Here is a 15718-nt window from a genome sequence, read left to right as displayed (position 1 = left end):
GGACTGTTGTATCGAAGCATGTCAGAGGACGGTGCCCAAGAGAACGTCCTCTAGAGAAAGGGCTTCAGCGGATGAGCCAGCCGAGCACGAGCAGACCGAGGAACAGCCATAGGATACCGCCGACGAAGGCACGTCGGGCGAGCGCGCGGATGCCCCGGTAAAGCATCCACACGCCGATGATCAGCACGATCAGATTGATGAGCGAGGGGGCGACGCCCAATGAGCCGGCGAGACCGTCGAAGAAACGATCGATGGCGACCCACAGCCCCGCGAACAGGGTGGAGAGTGCGTCGACCACGACGCGCAAGGCATCGCCGAGGAACTCGCCGAGCCAATGGAAGAATCTGTCGATCTGCATGTCACATCCTTTTGTGAGCGTGCTTGTATGAGCCTGGCGCTCCATGCGCTATGAAGGGGCATGGTCGGGGACCGTCATTCTATGCGGCAACGGCACGAGATGGCAGGGGCGTCCGCTCGGGCAGACATCCATGGCAGTGGGGCGATTTGTTTTGTCCTGAGATTTGACGGCGCGTCTCGCGGGGTCTAAAAATAATAAGTGAAGGCTTATTCAGCCTTCTTTCACCCAATGAGAGGCAGTTCGATATGCCACCGATGCAAGCCATGTGGACAGGCAACAGCGGCGCAGTCATGAATCATGACCTGCGAGCCCGTGCCTGTCCGTGTGCCATCGACTGAACTCTCCACTGGCCGCGGATCCTAACGCGGCCAGACTCGATCACCCCCCTCGATTGTGTTTCCCGCCAGGATCTCGGCCTCGATCAGGAGACCGCGTGATGACATTGAGGGAAATCCTTCGGGGAATGAAGCAAGCGGCGACTCGGAACCGCCGTGATCGTCAGACATTCGATGACTTGGCGCACCTGGACGCGCGTTTGCTGCGCGACATGGGATTGTACCGTGAAGGGGGCGTGGTGCATCCGCTCGAGCCGCTGGCGTTGCAGCTCGAAAACGATGACCACGCGCCGATGACGGGCACGCCCCCACCGGGGGCACGTCGCGCACGGGCGGATTACTGTCCCCACTGTGGAGAGGCGCTGACGTAGACGTGGCCGCGGCTGTCCGAGGCGGTCGCGGCCAGTGTCGTTGTCGTGGAGGGAAGTGGCCTTCATGGCGCGCTTGGTACATGCTGAACCGTCATTCGTGCGCTTTCGGCCGACGGCAATGAAAGTTTGTAGCGTCCTAGCCGATAACATGAGGGCGTAAAGCGCATTCATTCATAGCAAGGAGGAAGTGTCATGGATACATCCGTGAACGCGGCCGTGGGCACTGCGATGGCGCTGCAACAGCACAATGCTGAGCAGCAGGCGCAGGCGAGTCTGCTCAAGGAGTCGCTCAACAATCAGGCGTCACACGTGTCGCAGTTGATGGAGGCCGTGTCGCCGCAGCAGTCGCTGGCCGTGACGGGCACCGTGGGCACGCAGGTCAATACCTACGCTTGAGCGCCGCAAGCCTAGGGTAAAACGATGCCGTGGCCTTTTGGCCACGGCATTTTCATGGCAGCGAGAGCCCTGCGTTGATCTCGCGCAGGCGCTGCATGGCGTGATCGGGGGAGAAAGGCGGCTCGCGAGGTGGGTCGTAGACGTTGCCGCGGGTGCCGTTGACGATCAGGTCGATGGCATAGCACGTGTCGGCGACCACGGCGCGGTAGCCCCTAATTTGTTGAAAGTGGCTCATGCCGGCGTCGTCGAGCGTGAAGGCCTGGACATCATGACCATCGATGCTCGCGGTGGATCGCGGGTGGGCATTGGGTGGCGGTGTCAGACAGTGAGCGATCGCTTTAGTGTCATGGCTCGCACCCAGGCGCCAGTGCGCGGCCGTGATGTCGTTGGAGCCCGGCAATGCCAGCGTGATCAGACGCTCGCCCGGGGCATCGTCCGCGATCTGCCAGTGGCCGGTATCGAAGTACCCCGTTTGTGGCGCGGTGAGACGCTCGAGCGAGGCATCGGCGCGCAGCCTGACGGGGTAGGGCGACAGCGTGAAGTCCGTGGTTTCTTCGTTGGTCGGGGGAGACGGTGTTTTGCGTGGTTCGGACGTACAGGCAGCAAGCGTCATGGCGCCTCCCAATGCAGCCACCATGGCGGTCGCGACGAATTTCCGTTTCATGCGCGGACTCTTAGTTTGTTAGCGAGTTGCATGATAGCGAACGTTCACACCGTATCAGTCTATTCCGCGCCCTTGTAGCGTGACACGGTCGCCTTGGCAGCTTGTCGCAACAGGCTGATATCGATGCCCACGGCGATGAAATCGAACCCCCAGTCGGCATAGCGTCTGGCGTCCGCCTCGACGGGCGCCAAAATGCCGGCGGCCTTTCCGGCGGCGTGGGTGGCGTCCAGGGTGTGTCGAATCATCGCCTGGACCTCGGGGTGATGGGGGTTGCCGATATGCCCGATGTCGGTGGATAGATCGAACGGGCCGACGAAAACGGCGTCGACGCCGGGGGTGGCGGCGATGGCCTCGGCGTTGTCTACCCCGCTGCGAGATTCCACCTGCACGATCAGGCACAGTTCTTCATGGGCTGTCGCCATGTAGTCTTCCACTTCGCCCCAGCGCGTGGCGCGCGTCAGGCCTCCGCCGACGCCGCGAAACCCCTGTGGCGGGTAACGCGTGGCGGCCACCAGTTGCGCCGCCTGATCGGCGGTATCGACCATGGGGATCATCAGCGTCTGGGTACCGATATCGAGCAATTGCTTGATCAGTGCCGGATCGTGATTGACGGCACGTACGACCGCTGCACATGCATAGGGCGCCAGCGCCTGCAACTGCGCGAGGATGGTGGGCACGGTATTGGGCGCGTGCTCGCCATCGACCAAGAGCCAGTCGAAGCCCGTGGTCGCGAGGATCTCCGTGGCGTAAGCAGTGGCGAAGCCGGCCCAGCAGCCGTAGCGGGTATCGCCGGTGAGGGAGGCCTTGAAGGGGTTGCGGGGCAGTTGCATGGCTCATGTCCTGTTGTCGGTAGATGACTATTGCATGCAAAAAACGTAACAGCCTTTCTGTTAACCAGCCATTGCACCAGGGTCTAATATGCGGTGTCAGTGTGGCGCATCCGAATACGCGGGCACTGGGCGGTGCTCGAGGACTCGGCGCAGGACGAAACTGGAATGCGCCCCGGTGACACCTTCGATACGCGTGATTTGGTTGAGCAGCAGGTTCTGGTAGTCATCCATGTCGTGGACCACGACCTTGAGCTGATAGTCGGCCTCCTGGCCGGTGATCAGCAGGCATTCCTGCACCTGGGGCAGTGCCGCGACCTTGGCTTCGAAGTTGGCGAAGCGTTCCGGTGTATGCCGGTCCATGGAGATATGCAAGAGCGCCGTGAGGCTATGGCCCAACCGTTTGGCGTCCACCAGGGCACGGTAGCCGGTGATCATGCCATTGTCCTCCAGGGCCCGCACGCGACGCAGGCAGGGAGAGGGCGACAGGCCGATGCGTTCGGCCAGCTCCTGATTATTGATGCGTCCGTGGCGTTGCAGAATGTCGAGTATCTGACGATCGTAGCGATCGAGCGTCACGTTGGCGGCCGGGGAGTTGCTGTTTGGCATGAAATGTCTCTTAACGATGTTTTGGTAAAATTATATGCCAAAAGTGACGCGAATGAAGGTCGAATTTGCAATCCCCTGCGGGGTGTGACGACGTAAACTATGTGCATTGCCACAAGCGATGGGCTCGCCGCGATGGCTGGCCCGCGAGACCGTCGGCACCACAAGTGCCGGCGCTATCAGCACCTTCATGCCGATCCGGCCCGGTGCCCGTTTCTTACCGGAAACGCTCCGCTTTCTACGATTCGGTCGTGTCACCGCCTGCCGGTCGAGCGGTCGAATCGTAGCGCTCCGTCACTTCATTTTTCGCAGGACGCCTGTCATGAGCCGCTTCGACCATCGCAAGTATCGCCCCGCTCCCCGAGTGCCCGCCTTTCACCGTCAGTGGCCGGATCGTGATCTGGTGGCGGCCCCGACCTGGGTCAGCGAGGACCTGCGCGATGGCAACCAGGCGCTGCTTGAACCGATGAGCGTCGAACAGAAGCAGCGGCTGTGGCACCAGATCATCAAGGTCGGCATCAAGGAGGTCATGGTCGGCTTTCCGTCAGCCAGTCAGCCCGATTACGATTTCGTGCGCTGGCTGATCGAGGAAGACCAGATCCCCGACGACGTCACCATCGCCGTGCTGGTGCAATGCCGCGAGCATTTGATCGAGCGCACCTTCGCGTCGCTGGTCGGCGCCAGGCGGGCCATCGTGCACTTGTATAATTCCACGTCGACCGTGCAGCGCGAGCGCGTGTTCGAGATGGATCGCGCCGGCATCGTCGATATCGCGGTGCAGGGCGCTACTTGGGTGAAGGCATGTGCCGCGCGCTATCCGGAGGTCGAGTGGCGTTTCGAATACACGCCCGAGAGTTTCTCCAGCACCGAGATCGACTTCTCGCTGGCCATCTGCGAGGCGGTGATGGATGTCTGGCAGCCGACGCCCGACAGCAAGTGCATTCTCAATCTGCCGACCACGGTCGAGGTCGGAGGGCCGCATCACCATGCCGATCAGATCGAGTATTTCTGCCAGCATATCAGCCGCCGTGACAGCGTGATCATCTCGGTGCATACCCACAATGACCGCGGCGGTGCGGTGGCGTCCGCCGAGCTCGCCCTGCTGGCCGGTGCCGAGCGTGTCGAAGGCACGTTGCTGGGCAATGGCGAGCGGACCGGCAACATGGACATCGTCACCTTGGCGATGAATCTGTACAGCCAGGGTATCGATCCCGAGCTCGATCTGTCGCGTCCCGACGAGATCATCGAAGTAGTGCAGGAATGTACCGGTATCCCCATGCATCCACGCCATCCTTGGGTGGGGGAAATGGTCTATACCGCATTTTCCGGCAGCCACCAGGACGCCATCCGCAAGTCGCTCAGAAAGCAGCAAGCGGACGAGCCGTGGCAGGTGGCGTATCTGCCGATCGACCCGCGTGACATCGGGCGCGACTACCAGGCGGTGATTCGCGTCAACAGCCAGTCGGGCAAGGGCGGCATGACGTTCCTGCTCGAGCGCGATTACGGTATCAGCCTGCCGCGCTGGATGGCGCTGGAGCTGGCTCCGGCGGTGCAGGCGGTGAGCGAGACGGTGAGTGGCGAACTCTCCAGCCAGCGGATTCGCGACGTGCTGACCGACACCTTCTTCCGCCATGAACCGCTCTCGCTGAACGGTTATCGGTTGGACCGTGACGACGCCGAATGCTTGATGGTATCGCTGAACGACGGCGAGCGGACAGTGCGTTTGAACGGGCAAGGCAATGGTGTCATTTCGGCGTTCATGAGCGCTTGGCAGGCGCATACCGGGCAATCGGTGAGCGTCGTCGATTACAGCGAGCATGCGCTCGGCGAGGGCAGCGATGCCGTGGCGATTGCCTTCGTGCAACTCAATGTGGCGGGACAGCGCATCAGTGGCATGGCCGAAGACGGCGACACCGTCAGTGCGTCGCTCAAGGCCGTGTTGAGCGCGCTCAATCGTGCGGGGCAGGAGGGGGCGGCGTCGGGGCTGGCGGCCGAGGCACAGGCCCTGGCGTAACAGGCTCATGAGTCATGACCGCGTGACCGGGAGCGCGGTCATGACTCGTGAATTGCCGCTTATTGCTTGGCGAGGCCGATTCCCTTCATGATCTCGCCGAATTGCGCGTCGCTTTCTTTCATGTAGGTGCCGAAGGCCTCTGAGTCCTTCCACTGCACCCCGTAGCCTTGTTTGGCCATGAATGACTGATACATCTCGCTTTGGTAGGCCTCATGCAGGGCGCTTTCCAATTTGGCGACGAGCGCATCTTGCATGCCTTGAGGGCCGACGACCCCGCGCCAGGCGCCGGTGGTGAAGTCACTGTCCACCTGTGAGGCCACGGTCGGAACATCGGGGAAGCGCTCCAAAGGGTGTTCGGCCATGACGCCCAGGCTGCGAACGCGTCCGGCTTCGATCATCGAGCGCGCCTCGGGCAGTGACGTGGCGGCGATGTCGACGCCGCCAGCCGCGAGTTCGGTCATCGCCGGAGCGGCCCCTTGGCTAGGCACCCAGGTAACCTTGTCGGCGGGCATGCCGAGATCCATCAGCAACCCGCCCAGCGCGACGTGCCAAATACCGCCCAAACCGGTGCCGGAGGCAGTGAAGGTGCCCGCCGGGGCTTCGCGGATGGCCGTCATCAAATCGCCAAGGCCTTGGTAGTCGGCGTCATCGGCCACGCTGAGGCTGGCGGCATCGAAGTTGATCTGGCCGATCGGGGTGAAATCCTGGTAGGTGAGATCGGTCAAGCCCTGCCAGTGCATCATGTTGATCTCGACCGTACCGAGGCCGAGCGTGTAGCCATCCGGCTTGGCGCGCGCGATGGCGGTATGCCCGACGACACCGCTACCGCCCGTGCGGTTGACGACATTGATGGTTTCACCGAGCTCTTCCTCGAGCGCCTTGGCGATAATGCGTGCCGTGGCGTCGGTGCCGCCGCCGGCGGCCCAGGGCACGATCAGCGTGATGGGTTTCTCGGGGTAATCGGCGAGCGCGGGGGTGGCGAGTCCCATGGCCAGTGCCGCGGCAAGCCAATACGGTGTGCGTGGTGTGGCGTGTCCCATTGTTCTTGTCCCTCGTCATCGATCCGGTCAAGCCGGGTGAGCGGTATCAGCCATTTAAGCTTTAACAGGCACTCGGGCGCGGCGCTAATTCCGAAACCCCAAGCGTCGATAACCTTTGTTTATCAGTAAGCGCGGCTGGGCACTGGTTGGTGCTGCGTCGGTAAGGATGCGTCAAACGGCATAGACGAATGGATGAGCTTGGCACGCCGAATGCTCGGGCGTGCCAAGCGGGCACTCACTCAGGAATCGCTGCGAACCTGCGCGTGGCTGATGAGGGCAAAGATGAAAGTGCCGCCGATCAGGTTGCCGGCCAGCGTCGGCAAGGCGAAATGAAAGAGATATTCCCCTGGACTGGTTTGCCCGGCGAACATCAGGTACATCACTTCCGCGGAGCCGACGATGATATGCGTGAACCCACCCAGCGCGACGAGGTAGGTGACGATCAGGATGACCCAGATCTTGGCGCCACCGGCGGCGGGGAGCAACCAGACCATGGTGGCGATCATCCAGCCGGCTACGATGCCCTTGGCGAACATCTGGCTACCTGTATTCGCCATGATGTGATGGCCCAGGCTGAGAAAGGCGTGGTGAGTCTCGGCGTCGAACAAAGGCATATAGAGGATCGCATACGCGGAGATTGCCACGCCCATCAGGTTACCGATGAGGACGATACCCCAAAGCCTCAGCAACTTGAGAAACTGCATGATGCGTGGCGTGCTCATCACGGGCAGCACTGCGGTGACGGTATTTTCGGTGAAGAGCTGCTGGCGGGCGAGGATCACGACGAGAAACCCGATGGTGTAGCCCAGCGACTCGACCAGGTAGCCGATGTCGCTATCCGGTAGCCGTGCGTGCAGCAATCCCTTGGCGAGCATGGAGAAGCTCATCGACAGGCCGGCGGCGATCGCCGACCACAGCAATGCCGACGCGGCGCGTTTGAGTTCCGTTTCGCCTTCTTCGCGGATGGATTCATGGACGGCTGCCGCGCGTGATTGCCGGGGACCGCCGTTGAGATGCAAATCGTGTTCGTCTTCTTCCACCCGGCAGGGTGGTGTGAGATTGGAGGGCTGGCTCACGCGCACAATCCTTCTGTCGAAATATGAAAAACTGCCGTGGATTCGGTGGGATACAGTGGCAGCCGCTATGCTGACACGATAGACGAAAACGCAGTAGAGGGAAGAGGCGAATGTCAGTGGACACCGGGATGATATTGTTGCACTTGGGGTCGGCCTGGCTGGCAGGAAGCCTGATCGGGCTGGAGCGTACCTTTCATGGGCGTCCCGCAGGATTTCGCACGCATGCGCTGGTCTGTGTGGCCTCGGCGTTATTGATGCTGGTGACCGTCTATCAATGGCAATGGCTGGGCAGCGGAGTGCCGGAGGAGACGATTAGAACCGATCCCACGCGCATGGCGCAGGGCATCATGACCGGCATCGGCTTTCTGGGCGCCGGGGTGATTTTCAAGGAAGGGTTGACGGTGCACGGCCTGACGACGGCGGCGTCGATCTGGATGACGTCGGCGCTAGGTATCCTCTATGGCATTGGCTTTTGGCTCCCCGGGGTGGCGGCCACGATGCTGACATTGTTGACCCTATCGTTGTTTCGGCTGGTCGAGTCACGTATGCCGAGCCGTATCTTTGCGCGGTGCATATTGCGCTTCGACAGTCAGCGGGTACTCGACGAGCCGGAGGTCCACGAACTGATGCGCCGGCACCGATTTCACATCGAAAGTCTCAGCTACCGCACACGCGACGAAGGCCGCGAGTTCGAATATCACATGATGCTGCGCACGCATGATCATGATTATCTCCCGCGGCTGGCCGCCGACCTGCGCCATCACCCGGCACTGCGGGAGTTTCGATTATCCCCGACCAGCGATTGAAGAGGCTGAAGCCGCCAGTATCGACGGCTGGGTGCCGGCGGGCGCGTTACGTTGCCGTATCACGCTTACCAGGTAGATGGCAGCAAGGCCCTGATGTCGTTGTCCAGAGGAACCTCGAAACTCGAGGCGCCCAGCACATGACGGTCCGCGATGCGCACCAGTCGGGCGTTGACGAAGAGCGTGTTCTCGCCCTGCGCATAAGTTCCCAGCAACACGGCCTTGGCATCGTGGTTATCGCTCAGGCGTTGCACGTTGCGTGACAGAATCAGTTCGCCGGTCTCCTGCTCGATGTACAGACTGTCACGCATCTTGACCTCGATGACGTTCATGCCGCCCTGGACGAGCTGCGACGTAAACATTTCCGACAGTGTGCGTCCGAGTGTCGACGATTGATCGAGTTGATCGACATTGACGAAGGTCGTGGCGATGATCGGCGCCTGGTTGCCGAGTTGCTCGCTGCTGGTGGCGAGAAGCTTGTCGGCGGCGTCGTCGACGCGCATCAGCATGCTGGGTTCGGGGGCCGCCGCCTGCTGGTTCGGGAGAAGGCTGCAGCCGGAAAGCATCAGCGCCAGGCTGGCCAGTGTCAGCAGGCGCCATGCACGGCGCCCGGTGCGGTATGGGGCGGATGACATGTCGAGCGATCTCCTCACCAGTCGGATGATAGCGGTAGGCCGGCCTGATCGCCGGTTTGGGACGCGCCGTAATGCTCGCTGTCGCCTGCATTGATGTAATACAGGTTCGAGGACGAGTAACGCAGCGTATCGTACTGACTGACCTGAGTCGTGATGATGACTTCCTCCGGGCTAGGGGACGTCCAACTGCCACTGAAGGTGTCGGCCAGCGCGGCGGCGGGAATGAGGCCCAAGGCGGGTTCGGTCCAGTTATTGAACGGAATGGTCGCCACGGCGATGCCTGTGGCCAGCGCTGTCAGGGCCCCTCTGGGCGGTCGTATGAAACCGCGGCCTTCATGGCGGATGACCTGCACGTCGAAGGTGACATGTGCGCTGGCGTCGGGCTCGGTGCTGACGATGGCGCCTTGTTGTACCAGCGCGCTGGTGAGTAGCGAGCGAAACCCACGACTGAAGGCGGTTTCCCGCTCCTGCTTCTCGACATACAGCGATTTGCCCCACAAGTCGCGCTTGGCAATGATCTCGCGCGCCTCGTGTTTGGCAAGCACCTCCCAATGATGCGCGGCCTGCATGCGCTGCTGCTCACTGATCGGATAGGTCGTGGCGATGGGGGCCTGCGAGGTATTGACCTCGAAGCAGCCGCCCAATAGGACGGCGCTTAGCACGACTCCCCAGGTGCGGAATGACATGGCGATTCCTGTTCGTTGAATGATCGGCGGACACAAGGTACTGGCTCACGCGCTGCCCTGAAGGGAGATATCGGCGGCAGGAAGTTCAACTTTAGGCTCGGGGTAGCATGGCGACGGGAAGCGTATTGCATCCTGGCCTGTACGGGGTAAGGTGGCGTTCTTTTGTTGCTGCGGAGGTTCCATGTCGGTTGCCCGGTTGCTTCCCTTGCTGGTGGGTTGCGTGATGTTGTCGCCACTGGCGATCGACATCTACCTGCCGTCGTTGACGGTGATGGCTGAAGCGTTCGACGCTCCCTTCAGTCGCTTGCAATTCACCGTGACATTGTTGCTGTTGAGTGTGGGCCTGGGACAGATCATGGTCGGTCCTTTGACCGACCGCTTGGGGCGCCGTCCGGTGCTATTATGCGGTGTGGTGATCTACATGCTGGGCGCGTTGGTGGGCATGACGGCGACGTCACTCGGGCCGCTTTATGTCTCGCGCGTACTGCAAGGCCTGGGGGCGTGCGCGACGATGACGGTTGCCTTCGCGGCGGTCCGTGACTGCTTCACCGCCGAGCAAGGCGCGAAGTTATACAGTTATCTCAACGGTGCGCTGTGCATCATCCCGGCGTTGGCGCCGGTCATTGGCGGTAGCCTGGCGGTCACCTTCGGTTGGCGCAGCAACTTCGCGTTCATGTTCGCCTTTGCGGCGGTGCTGGGCGTGGCCGCCTCATGGTGCTTCGCCGAGACGCGGCCTCGGGACACGGTCATCGAGCGTCGTCTTTATCACTGGGCCCGCTATCGACCGGTGCTGACCAGCGTTCGTTTCGTCTATTTTGCCGGCTTGGCCGGCGTCATCATGTCGGCGATCCTGGTCTATGTGTCGAGCGCGCCGGTCATACTCGTGGATCAACTGGGGCTTTCGGAACTGGCGTTCAGCGGGTGGTTCGGTGCCAACGCCCTGGTCAACATCATGGCGTTTTTCTTTGCTCCCCGTATCATCCATCGTCTCGGGCGCGTCGGGACCGTGCGCCTGGGGCTGGGACTGATCGTCGTCTCGGGGATCCTTCAGGCGCTGATCGTCACGGCGTTGCCGCTTTCGACCCTGGGGTTCATGGGGCCCATCGGGGTGCTCTCCGTCGGGTTCTCATTGGCGTTGGGCGCGGCCTCGAGTCTGGCACTCGAGCCGTTCAGGGAGCGTGCCGGGACGGCGGCCGCCTTGCTGGGCGCCTTGCAACTGGGCGGTGGTGCGTTGTTGGCCACGTTACTGCTGGCGACGCCGTTGGCGCCGCAATGGGCCCTGGCAATGATCGGTATCGTACTGGTATCACCTTTGCTGTGGTTATCCTGGCGAGTTGCGCCGGCGGCATGAGTTTATAAAGATACGAGTAGCCGAGCGGCGTGCCCGGGGAAGAGATCAAGGAGCAGGCATGTTCATCGTATCATTGGAGTACGTGGGCGATCCGGACACGGTCGAGCCGTATCGCATGGCGCACATGGCCTGGGTGCGTGAAGGGTTCGAGCGTGGCGTGTTCATCGCCTCGGGGCGTAAATCGCCGCCGAGCGGTGGTATCATCCTGGCCCGGGCGACCTCGCGGGAGCGTTTGACGGCCTGGCTTGACGAGGACCCTTTTATCGTCGCCGGAGTGGCGCAATATCAGGTCGAGGAATTCCTGCCGACGACGGTGGGTAGCGGTTTCGAGGTGCTCAAAGAAATATGAGGCCTGGAGGTGCACGATGCACATGACGAGACGAGAGGCCGTTGTGTCTCAAGGAACGAGGATAATGACGCGATGAGTGACGCTCTTCAGCCTGACGCACGTGACGGCGATGCTTGGCTGATTCTCAATGGCAAATCCGCCCAGCTACCGGATGTTCGTGAGGCGGTGGGGCGCGTACGCGAAGAGGGCCACCACTTAGCGGTACGGGTGACTTGGGAGGCTGGAGATGGTGTGCGTCTGGCGCGGGAAGCCAGTGAAGCGGGTATTCAGCGCATCATTGCCGGTGGCGGTGATGGCACGGTCAACGAGATCGTCGGTGGCCTGATGCGATTGGCGCCGGAAGTGCGTCCCGCCCTGGGCATTCTGCCCCTGGGCAGCGCCAACGACTTCGCGCGGGGTCTGGAGTTGCCTTTAGAGCCTCTGGAGGCGCTACGCGTGGCTCTGGATGCTACCTCCCATATGGTGGATGTCGGCAGTCTGGGGGGCGATTATTTCATCAACCTTGCCTCCGGTGGCTTCGGCGCCCAGATCACCAACTCGACGCCTGCCCCTCTCAAGCGCCTCTTGGGAGGCGGCGCCTACTCGCTGATGGGGATGCTCAAGGCCTGGAATTACCAGCCCTACCGAGGGTGCCTGCGGCTCCCCGAGGGCGAGCGAAACATTCCCTTGTTCTTGCTTGCGCTCGGCAATGGGAGCCAGGCCGGAGGCGGTCAGCAGCTGGCGCCGTTGGCCAAGGTCGATGACGGGTTAATGGAATTGCTCATGGTGCGCCATTTCACGTCGCTAAGGGAAATGAAGCAGCTGATCGACGAACTCGAAAATCTTCCCGAAAGCGGTGAATTCGTCGAATACTTGCAGGTACCTTGGGTGGAGTTCGAGGGGGAGGCGGCCTTGCCGCTGAATCTCGACGGCGAGCCGTGCTTCCACAAGCGTTTTCGTGCCGAGTTGGTGCCCGGAGCGCTTGCCCTGGCCGTGCCTGCGTCCTCCATGCTGCTCTCGCATGGGAGTGCTGGCAGCTGACGCATGCTGTCACGCGATATCGGCAGCGAGGTGTCTCAAGGCGCCGACAGTTGGAAAGCAGGCTAGAAAGCCGCATATCGTTGTCGTGAGTATGTGCCCGCCGAGGTCGGCGGCGCATCCAGCCCCAGGGCTTGCCACATTCGTCCCATGAGCCTTGTATAGCCTCATGGGCGTCAAGGAAGGTGCCGTCTTGCGGCGCTGATGAGCGATTCAAGGAGTGATAGAATGACGTATAAGCAAGGAATGATGAGTGCCTTGGCATTGGTGATGGCACTGGGCCTGGCGGCCTGCGATAGTGGTGACGACACGGCGCAGGAAGCGGCCGATAATAGTGAACAGGCCGTTGAAGAAGTCCAGCAAGCCGCTGATGAAGCGAGTGATGAAGTACAGGACATGAGCAGTGACGTGGCGGACGAGACGTCTGAAGCCATGAACGAGACGGGGGAAGCACTCGACAACGCCCAGGAAAATACGGCTCAAGCCCTTGAGCAGGCCGGCGATGAGTTGAGTGACGCTGCGACCGACGCACAACAGGCGGCCGATGAAATGACCGACCAGGCGGCTGAAGAAATGGATGAGGCTGCCGACGAGATGGATAAGGCGGCCGACAATGCCAATTAATCCTGAAATGGGATGAAACGCAGACAAAAGAGCCCACCTGACGGTGGGCTCATGCGTTCGGAGTCCGGTGCCGGTCTCACGACCGCCTGGGTGTCGACGTTAGTCGACCACCTTGATGTTGGACGCCTGCAGACCTTTCTTGCCCTGCGTGACCTCAAAGCTCACTTTTTGGCCATCCTGCAGCGTTTTGAAGCCCTCGGCCTGAATCTCGGAGAAGTGTGCGAACAGGTCATCGCCACCATCTTCCGGAGAGATGAAGCCGTAGCCTTTGGTGTCGTTGAACCATTTGACCGTGCCAGTTGCCATTTCGAATTCCTTAACTTGCGAAGTAGTGATGCAGGCCGACCCATCGGCGACCATGGTACGTGGGTAATACAAGGAGGGAATGCGCAAGGGACATCGAGAATTCGATTAGCAGCTGACGACATTCGACTTGCAAACCTACGCAGCGGAGCATGCATGAGCCTGGAGTAGGCGTCAAGCTTCTTACCGAAGGCCTTTTCCCGGTATCATGCGCCGCATATGCACCATAGATCGAAAACTCGGGGGCGTCCAGAACGTCAATGTGCGCGTGCCGTAAGTCATGCATGATGTCTTGATGGAGAGCATCATGTCGACGCTAAAGGCCGCACGGCGAGTACGCGCTACCACGCGGTCAGCGCCAATGGCGCGGCGGCGACATTGGCGCAACATGGGGGTCTGTCATGGTGATTGCGCACCCGGGCACGGGTGCGGGTCGCGCTGGCTTCATTTTGGAGGATTGTCACGTGTCACATACCGTCGTCGCCGCGAACGATACACATAGCAAGGTCGTAGGCTATCTGCTGTGGATATTCGGCTTCACCGGCTCGCATCGTTTCTACTATGGCAAGCCCATTACCGGTACGATCTGGTTCTTCACGCTAGGCTTGTTGGGCGTTGGCTGGTTGATCGACTTCTTCCTGATTCCGCTGATGGACCGTCAGGCGGATATGCGTTTCCGGGCGGGGCCGACCAGTTACACGGTGTCCTGGGTATTGCTGACGTTTCTGGGCGTCTTCGGGCTACACCGCATGTATATGGGGAAATGGCTGACCGGGTTGTTGTATCTCGTCACCGGTGGGCTGTTCTTGTTGGGCGTTCTGTATGATTTCTGGACGCTTAATGATCAAATCTCGATGAAACATGCCAAGCGTGGCCTGTTCGGCTGACAGCATGCTTCCCACTACCGTTAACGGACGTTGGCTGCCGTTCCCAAGGAGACATGGCGCATGGAATCGCGCATCCGTTTGACCGAGTTACTGGAAACGCTCGACGAGGCCAATGGCGGCAAGACCGTCCGCCTGCAGGACGTCGTCGAGACGTTTCGTTCGCGTGGTTTCGGCCCCTTGATTGCATTGCCGGCGTTGATTGCCTTGTTACCCACGGGGGCCATCCCAGGCGTGCCATCATTATGTGGCATGTTCATCGCGTTGGTGGCCGTGCAGCAGTTGTGTGGACGGCCATCGCCATGGTTGCCGAGAAGACTCCGCGAACGGGGAGTCAGTCATGCCAAGTTGCATCGCGCGATTGAAAGGGCGCGTCCTTGGACAGTGCGCATCGACAAGTTGTTGGCACAACGCTTGACGATCTTGCAACAACCCGCCGCGTACCGATTCGTGGCGGTTATCGTCATGCTGTTGTCGTTGAGCATGATTCCCTTGGAACTGCTCCCTTTCGCGGCGGCGATGCCGGCATTGGCGGTCACGATTCTCGGGCTGGGCATGGCCGCAGACGATGGCCTGTTGCTCTTGATCGGGTTGCTGGTCACGCTGGGGATGGCCTTATGTGGCGTCTGGCTTTGGTAGACGCGCCGGGTACCGCGGAATAGGTCGAGTAGCGGGCACGCGCTAGCGTGGCGTACCACGCGTCCATTCAGGAAACAGCTATGTTCTTAGACACCCAGTTCTGGTCGTTTTTGGTTGCGATCACATTGCTCACTCTGACGCCGGGCGTGGATACGCTGCTCGTCATTCGCAATACGTCGCGCGGCGGCGTGCGTGATGGCGTACTGACCAGCTTGGCCATCTGCTCCGGACTGTTCGTGCATGCCACCGTCTCGGCGCTTGGCATCTCGCTGATCCTGCTGCAGTCGGCATGGGCCTTTAACGTACTCAAGCTGCTCGGCGCGGGATACTTGATCTGGTTGGGCGTCAGGAGCCTGGCCAGTGCGCGCCGCGGCGGCAGCTTGCCGATGGCCGACATGGGCGTTCATAAGGAACGTGTAAGCGTCTGGATACCGTTGCGTGAAGGCTTTCTCTCCAATGTGCTCAATCCCAAGACGGTTGTGTTCTACATGGCGTTTTTGCCTCAGTTCATCGCACCGGGAGACCCGGCGTTGGTCAAGTCGTTGTGGTTGGCGGGCATTCACTTCGTGATCGCCAATCTCTGGCAGATCGGCATCGTGTTGATGGTCGGGAGTGCCGCCAGATGGCTGGCCAAGCGTTGGGTGTCACGCATGCTGGAAGGTGCCACCGGCACGGTGTTGGTACTCTTCGGTATCAAGTTGGCACTGACACAGCGTCCCTGAGCACGCCTGAGCCATGCA

At 61.1% G+C, this 15718-nt stretch carries 20 protein-coding genes; 11 read left to right on the top strand and 9 right to left on the bottom strand.

Annotated elements, in window-relative coordinates:
* Positions 1 to 64 precede the first annotated feature (64 nt).
* Positions 65 to 358, bottom strand: a complete 294-nt coding sequence (locus C8E00_RS13010; RefSeq protein WP_133697955.1) for a hypothetical protein — start codon at positions 356 to 358, stop codon at positions 65 to 67.
* A 436-nt stretch (positions 359 to 794) separates the two neighbouring features.
* On the opposite strand from C8E00_RS13010, the gene C8E00_RS13005 reads away from it, so the two are divergent.
* Positions 795 to 1064, top strand: a complete 270-nt coding sequence (locus tag C8E00_RS13005; RefSeq protein ID WP_133697954.1) for a DUF1127 domain-containing protein — start codon at positions 795 to 797, stop codon at positions 1062 to 1064.
* Between the two features lie 192 nt (positions 1065 to 1256).
* Positions 1257 to 1460 (top strand): putative motility protein, encoded by a 204-nt coding sequence (locus C8E00_RS13000; protein ID WP_133697953.1) that lies wholly within the window; start codon positions 1257 to 1259, stop codon positions 1458 to 1460.
* Positions 1461 to 1512: 52 nt separating this feature from the next.
* Here C8E00_RS13000 and C8E00_RS12995 read toward each other — a convergent pair whose 3' ends face one another.
* The 3 genes from C8E00_RS12995 to C8E00_RS12985 form a co-directional block, all read right to left on the bottom strand.
* On the bottom strand, positions 1513 to 2124 hold the full coding sequence (locus C8E00_RS12995; protein ID WP_133697952.1) for a hypothetical protein: 612 nt from the start codon (positions 2122 to 2124) through the stop codon (positions 1513 to 1515).
* A gap of 59 nt (positions 2125 to 2183) precedes the next feature.
* The gene (locus C8E00_RS12990; protein ID WP_133697951.1) at positions 2184 to 2954 is read right to left on the bottom strand and encodes an HpcH/HpaI aldolase family protein; all 771 of its coding nucleotides are present in this window, start codon (positions 2952 to 2954) and stop codon (positions 2184 to 2186) included.
* Between the two features lie 96 nt (positions 2955 to 3050).
* The gene (locus C8E00_RS12985; RefSeq protein WP_133697950.1) at positions 3051 to 3560 is read right to left on the bottom strand and encodes an Lrp/AsnC family transcriptional regulator; all 510 of its coding nucleotides are present in this window, start codon (positions 3558 to 3560) and stop codon (positions 3051 to 3053) included.
* 319 nt (positions 3561 to 3879) lie between these two features.
* Here C8E00_RS12985 and C8E00_RS12980 point away from each other — a divergent pair, with 319 nt between their 5' ends.
* Positions 3880 to 5571 (top strand): 2-isopropylmalate synthase, encoded by a 1692-nt coding sequence (locus tag C8E00_RS12980; protein ID WP_133697949.1) that lies wholly within the window; start codon positions 3880 to 3882, stop codon positions 5569 to 5571.
* A 59-nt stretch (positions 5572 to 5630) separates the two neighbouring features.
* On the opposite strand, the gene C8E00_RS12975 is transcribed toward C8E00_RS12980, so the two are convergent.
* Together C8E00_RS12975 and C8E00_RS12970 are read right to left on the bottom strand one after the other, a co-directional pair.
* Complete coding sequence (locus tag C8E00_RS12975; RefSeq protein ID WP_133697948.1) at positions 5631 to 6611, bottom strand: tripartite tricarboxylate transporter substrate binding protein; 981 nt, start codon at positions 6609 to 6611, stop codon at positions 5631 to 5633.
* 239 nt (positions 6612 to 6850) lie between these two features.
* The gene (locus C8E00_RS12970; protein ID WP_133697947.1) at positions 6851 to 7687 is read right to left on the bottom strand and encodes a formate/nitrite transporter family protein; all 837 of its coding nucleotides are present in this window, start codon (positions 7685 to 7687) and stop codon (positions 6851 to 6853) included.
* A 110-nt stretch (positions 7688 to 7797) separates the two neighbouring features.
* Here C8E00_RS12970 and C8E00_RS12965 point away from each other — a divergent pair, with 110 nt between their 5' ends.
* Complete coding sequence (locus tag C8E00_RS12965; protein ID WP_133697946.1) at positions 7798 to 8493, top strand: MgtC/SapB family protein; 696 nt, start codon at positions 7798 to 7800, stop codon at positions 8491 to 8493.
* A gap of 65 nt (positions 8494 to 8558) precedes the next feature.
* Here the strand turns inward: C8E00_RS12965 and C8E00_RS12960 are convergent, their stop codons facing one another.
* Complete coding sequence (locus tag C8E00_RS12960) at positions 8559 to 9125, bottom strand: FlgO family outer membrane protein (RefSeq protein ID WP_133697945.1); 567 nt, start codon at positions 9123 to 9125, stop codon at positions 8559 to 8561.
* Between the two features lie 14 nt (positions 9126 to 9139).
* Complete coding sequence (locus C8E00_RS12955; protein ID WP_133697944.1) at positions 9140 to 9811, bottom strand: hypothetical protein; 672 nt, start codon at positions 9809 to 9811, stop codon at positions 9140 to 9142.
* 181 nt (positions 9812 to 9992) lie between these two features.
* On the opposite strand from C8E00_RS12955, the gene C8E00_RS12950 reads away from it, so the two are divergent.
* The 4 genes from C8E00_RS12950 (at position 9993) to C8E00_RS12935 (ending at position 13152) form a co-directional block, all read left to right on the top strand.
* Complete coding sequence (locus tag C8E00_RS12950; protein WP_133697943.1) at positions 9993 to 11162, top strand: multidrug effflux MFS transporter; 1170 nt, start codon at positions 9993 to 9995, stop codon at positions 11160 to 11162.
* A gap of 58 nt (positions 11163 to 11220) precedes the next feature.
* A complete protein-coding gene (locus C8E00_RS12945) occupies positions 11221 to 11511 on the top strand; it encodes a YciI family protein (protein WP_133697942.1) in 291 nt (96 codons plus the stop codon).
* 72 nt (positions 11512 to 11583) lie between these two features.
* Positions 11584 to 12531: a lipid kinase YegS gene (gene yegS, locus C8E00_RS12940; protein ID WP_133697941.1), complete on the top strand. Its 948-nt coding sequence runs from the start codon at positions 11584 to 11586 to the stop codon at positions 12529 to 12531.
* A gap of 225 nt (positions 12532 to 12756) precedes the next feature.
* Entirely contained in the window at positions 12757 to 13152 is a 396-nt protein-coding gene (locus tag C8E00_RS12935) for a prolipoprotein diacylglyceryl transferase (RefSeq protein WP_133697940.1), read from the top strand.
* 99 nt (positions 13153 to 13251) lie between these two features.
* Here C8E00_RS12935 and C8E00_RS12930 read toward each other — a convergent pair whose 3' ends face one another.
* Entirely contained in the window at positions 13252 to 13458 is a 207-nt protein-coding gene (locus C8E00_RS12930) for a cold-shock protein (RefSeq protein ID WP_133697939.1), read from the bottom strand.
* A gap of 461 nt (positions 13459 to 13919) precedes the next feature.
* Here C8E00_RS12930 and C8E00_RS12925 point away from each other — a divergent pair, with 461 nt between their 5' ends.
* The 3 genes from C8E00_RS12925 to C8E00_RS12915 all read left to right on the top strand — a co-directional run bounded on the left by C8E00_RS12925 (position 13920) and on the right by C8E00_RS12915 (position 15700).
* The gene (locus C8E00_RS12925; RefSeq protein ID WP_133697938.1) at positions 13920 to 14342 is read left to right on the top strand and encodes an NINE protein; all 423 of its coding nucleotides are present in this window, start codon (positions 13920 to 13922) and stop codon (positions 14340 to 14342) included.
* A gap of 60 nt (positions 14343 to 14402) precedes the next feature.
* The gene (locus C8E00_RS12920) at positions 14403 to 14978 is read left to right on the top strand and encodes an exopolysaccharide biosynthesis protein (protein WP_133697937.1); all 576 of its coding nucleotides are present in this window, start codon (positions 14403 to 14405) and stop codon (positions 14976 to 14978) included.
* Between the two features lie 80 nt (positions 14979 to 15058).
* Entirely contained in the window at positions 15059 to 15700 is a 642-nt protein-coding gene (locus tag C8E00_RS12915; RefSeq protein WP_133697936.1) for a LysE family translocator, read from the top strand.
* Positions 15701 to 15718: the final 18 nt, after the last annotated feature.

The sequence above is a fragment of the Chromohalobacter marismortui genome (assembly GCF_004364315.1).
Taxonomy (GTDB): Bacteria; Pseudomonadota; Gammaproteobacteria; order Pseudomonadales; family Halomonadaceae; genus Chromohalobacter; species Chromohalobacter marismortui.
Note: the sequence above shows the minus strand (reverse complement) of the source record. Positions and strands in the feature narration are given on the sequence as shown.